General features: G+C 58.6%; 3 protein-coding genes and 1 pseudogene. 1 reads left to right on the forward strand and 3 read right to left on the reverse strand.

The window, feature by feature from the left end; translation table 11 throughout:
• The 3 genes and pseudogenes from QZ326_RS11805 to QZ326_RS11815 form a co-directional block, all read right to left on the reverse strand.
• A pseudogene (locus tag QZ326_RS11805) lies at positions 1 to 335 on the reverse strand (carbohydrate ABC transporter permease); the annotation flags it as partial.
• A complete protein-coding gene (locus QZ326_RS11810; protein ID WP_295745449.1) occupies positions 335 to 1,291 on the reverse strand; it encodes a carbohydrate ABC transporter permease in 957 nt (318 codons plus the stop codon). The gene QZ326_RS11810 and the pseudogene QZ326_RS11805, both read right to left, overlap by 1 nt.
• A gap of 24 nt (positions 1,292 to 1,315) precedes the next feature.
• Complete coding sequence (locus tag QZ326_RS11815) at positions 1,316 to 2,704, reverse strand: extracellular solute-binding protein (protein WP_295745453.1); 1,389 nt, start codon at positions 2,702 to 2,704, stop codon at positions 1,316 to 1,318.
• A gap of 235 nt (positions 2,705 to 2,939) precedes the next feature.
• Here QZ326_RS11815 and QZ326_RS11820 point away from each other — a divergent pair, with 235 nt between their 5' ends.
• Positions 2,940 to 3,713, forward strand: a complete 774-nt coding sequence (locus QZ326_RS11820) for a helix-turn-helix transcriptional regulator (protein WP_295745456.1) — start codon at positions 2,940 to 2,942, stop codon at positions 3,711 to 3,713.
• Positions 3,714 to 3,786: the final 73 nt, after the last annotated feature.

The following is a 3,786-nucleotide window of genomic DNA, read 5'->3' on the forward strand; positions in this document are numbered from 1 at the left end:
AAGGTGAAGGCGGCGCGCTTCAGCTTGAAGTCGTAGGCGTAGATGCCGTAGGCCGTCAGGGCGGAGAAGTAGGTCACGATGGCGGCGCAGCAGCCGGAGACAATCAGGCTGTTCTGGATGCCCTTCAGGATGGGGATAGCCGGGTCGTTGATGACGCTTTTGAAGTTGGTGAGCAGGCTGGAGCCGGGCAGGGCGGAGAAGCCCAGCTGGAGCTGCGCGTGGGAGCGGGTGGCGTTGATAATCAGGATGTAAAAGAAGAACAGACACAGAAACGCCAGGATAATCAGCACCACATGGGCCAGAATGGTTCGTCCGCTGGATTTTTTGTTCTCCATTACGCTTTGCCCCCTTTCTTGGCGCGCTTGGCCGCGGACTTGGAGCCGTCCGGGTCGGAGTCGGTGTTCATCTTAAAGACGAACCAGCAGAGAATGGCGCTGATGATAAACAGGAAGACGGACAGCGCGCCGGCGATGCCGTAGTTTTTGGCCTGGAGGTGTTTATTCAGGTACATAATCAGCGTCATGGTGGTGCGGTCAGGGGCGCCCTTGCCGCCGGTGAGGATCTGGGGCACGTCGAACATCTGCAGGCCGCCGATGAGGGAGGTAATCAGGGTGTAGGTCAGCAGGGGCTTGATCTGGGGCAGGGTAATCTTGAAAAATTTCTGGATATGGGTGCAGCCGTCCAGCTCCGCCGCCTCAAAGATGGAGGGATTGATACCCATAATCGCCGCCATCAGCATAATGGTGGTGTTGCCGAACCACATGAGGAAGTTCATCAGCCCTACCAGGGTGCGGGCGCCCAGGGTGGACTCCATAAACCGGATGGCCTCTCCCACCACACCCATGCGCAGCAGGATGCTGTTGACCGGTCCGGCGTTGGAGAACAGGGCGAAGAACAGCATGGCGAAGGCGGAGGCCATAATCAGGTTGGGCAGGTAGATGACCACCTTGAAGAACTGCTTGCCCCGGATTTTCAGCCGGGCGTCGGTAAACCAGGAGGCCAGCACCAGAGACACGATAATCTGGGGCACAAAGCCCAGAATCCACATGACAAAGGTGTTCCAGGCGTACTTGGGCAGGTCGGAGGAGAGCAGGGAGGTGTAGTTGGACAGCCCGGTCCAGTTGGGGCCCACGGTCTTCAGGCCGAAGGCGTAGTACTCATAGAAGCTGTTGCGGATGGTGTCCGCCAACGGGATGAGCGAGAAAATGGCATAGCTTAAAAAGAAGGGGAGGATAAAAATATATCCCCATTTGGCGTAGCTGACGCTTTTGATTCGATTCTCGTTTTTCATCAGAAGTCCTCCTTTCACAGCGGTTTACGGCCAAAGCACGCCGCCGCCCACCAGCCAGGGGTAGCGCTCGGTGATGGCCATCTCAAAGTTGTCCTTGGCCTTGTCCAGGCTGATGACGCCGTTGAAGTAATCGCCAAAGGTGTTTTGGAACTCCTCCACACAGCCCTGGTCATAGGAGGAGATGTTGGACAGGTCCACTGTGGCCGCCACATCGGACAGCACGCCGATGTAGTTCTGTCCGCCCAGCAGGTCGATGCCGAAGTCGGGGGACTGGGCCAGCTCCTCCATCAGGGGCTGGTCGTTGCTCATCTCGCCGTAGTTCATGGCCAGGGTGCGCAGAAGGTCCCGGTCGGCGGTCATGGTCAGCATGATATCCCTGACCTGGGAGGCGTTATCGGTGCCGTTGGCGGCCACCAGCCAGGTGCCGCCCCAGAAGAAGCTCTGGGGGCTGGGGCAGACGGCCCAATCCTGGGCGGCGGCGGTATCCTTCACGTTGGGGGCGATACACACATCCAGACCCCAGGCGGGGAGGAAGAAGCAGAACACCTTGGAGTCGGGGCCCATGTCCTTGTTCCACTCGTCGTTCCACTGGCCCGGCACGTTGTGGCTGATGCCGCTCTCAATGTCCTCCATGGAGCGGTCCACCCAGTTCATCATGTTGGGGTCCACCACCACGGTCTTGTCGTTCTTCACCCAGGGGGCGGAGACGTTGTTGGAATACACCCGGGCGGTGTCAGCCCGGCCTGAGTACATGTAATAGCCGGCGGCCTTCATCTGCTCCGCCGTCTCGTAAAACTTATCCCAGTCGGCCACGGCGGCGCCTACGGTCTCCGGGTCGTCGGTGCCCAGGACGGCCTTGGCGATGGAGCGGCGGTAGACCAGCATGCCGGGGGTGGCCTGGTAGCTCAATCCCCTGATCTCACCGTCGGAGCCGGTCATGGCCTCCAGGGTGTAGCGGTACTGGTTGGCGATGTCCGCGTCGGTAATCCCCAGCTGGGAGATGGGGAGCGCCACATTGACCTCCGGGTCGACATATTTCAGGGCGTAATCCGCCTCCACCAGGAACATGTCGATCCTGTCGTCGGCGGCCACCCTGCCCTGCTTGAGCAGCGCCTCGTCCAGCTTCTGCTGGTAGACGCCGTCCTGGGTGGGGTTGACGATCCAGTGGACCTCGGTGCCGTCCTTCAGATAGGCGATGGATTTGTCGTCCGAGAGCCGCTCCACCTGGGGGTAATTCTCGTTGAACTTGCCCTGGAACTCCTCGTTCCACACGTAGATGTTCAGGACCTTGCCGCCGTCGCTGGCCTGCACGCCGCTGAGCAGGCCGCCGCCACTGCCGCCGCCGCAGCCGCTGAGCAGCCCCAGCGCCGTCACAGACGCCAGCGCCAGGCTCAAGATTCTCTTTTTTCTCATGTTCCACTCCTCCTTCTTCATTTGCGCAGCCCATGGGGCTGCCGTACTGATGTTATTATAGATTTAGAGCCTGTCTCGGTATATTAAATCAAGAGTGCAAATATCAGATTCATAACATATTTCCCGGCCGGCAAAAATTTTTCTGCTGATAAATCCCACAAAAATATCCGGTATATCTTGATAAAAAGGCGGAGTTGTGATATATTCGGGGCAAAATTGGAGGGAGGCCCTTTGTATGAATGTCGAACCGATCTGGCAGCCCGTTCTGCTTGAGGAAGAAAACGCAGTCACCAGCCACCGGGAGCCGGGGGAGGAGTTCCTTTTTTACCGCTCGGTGGCGGCGGGGCTGATCGACGCGGTGCAGGACAATTGCAGCCGGGGAGCCTTTGAGAACATGGAGGGGGTGGGCAAGCTCTCCGACAACCCGGTAACCAATCTGCGCTACCACTTTGTGGTCACCGCCGCTATGATTACCCGCTTCTGCATGGAGGGGGGGATGCCCCTGGAGGAGGCCTTCGGCCTGAGCGACGAGTACATCCGGCGGATGGACTGCTGCACCAACATGGCCGAGATCGTCTATGTCCACGACCAGATGGCGCTGGACTTCGTGTGCCGGATGCGGCATCTGCGGAAGAACATCGCCTCCTCCAAGCAGGTGGCCCAGGCCATCGACTACATCTATGTCCACATCATGGACCGGATCACGGTGAACGAGCTGGCCGAGGCCATCAACATCTCTCCCACCCACCTGTCCCGGATTTTCAAGCAGGAGACGGGCATCTCGGTGAGCGAGTACATCCGCCAGCGGAAGATCGACATGGCGAAAAACCTCCTCCGGTTCAGCAATTACGACTTTGTGGAGATCGCCGTTATGCTGTCCTACTCCTCCCAGAGCCACTTCATCCAGCATTTCCGCAGTCAAGTGGGGATGACCCCCAAGGCCTACCGGAAGCAGAATTATCTGAACAACTGGAACGTGAACCGGGACTCTGCCGACGGAATTACATAGTCAAAACGATCTCTGTAGTCTCGGTAAGCAGCTTCTCCGGTAAGATCGGAAGAGCGTCGTGTAGGGAAAGAGT

The organism is uncultured Oscillibacter sp. (genome assembly GCF_910587525.1).
Classification (GTDB): Bacteria; Bacillota; Clostridia; order Oscillospirales; family Oscillospiraceae; genus Oscillibacter.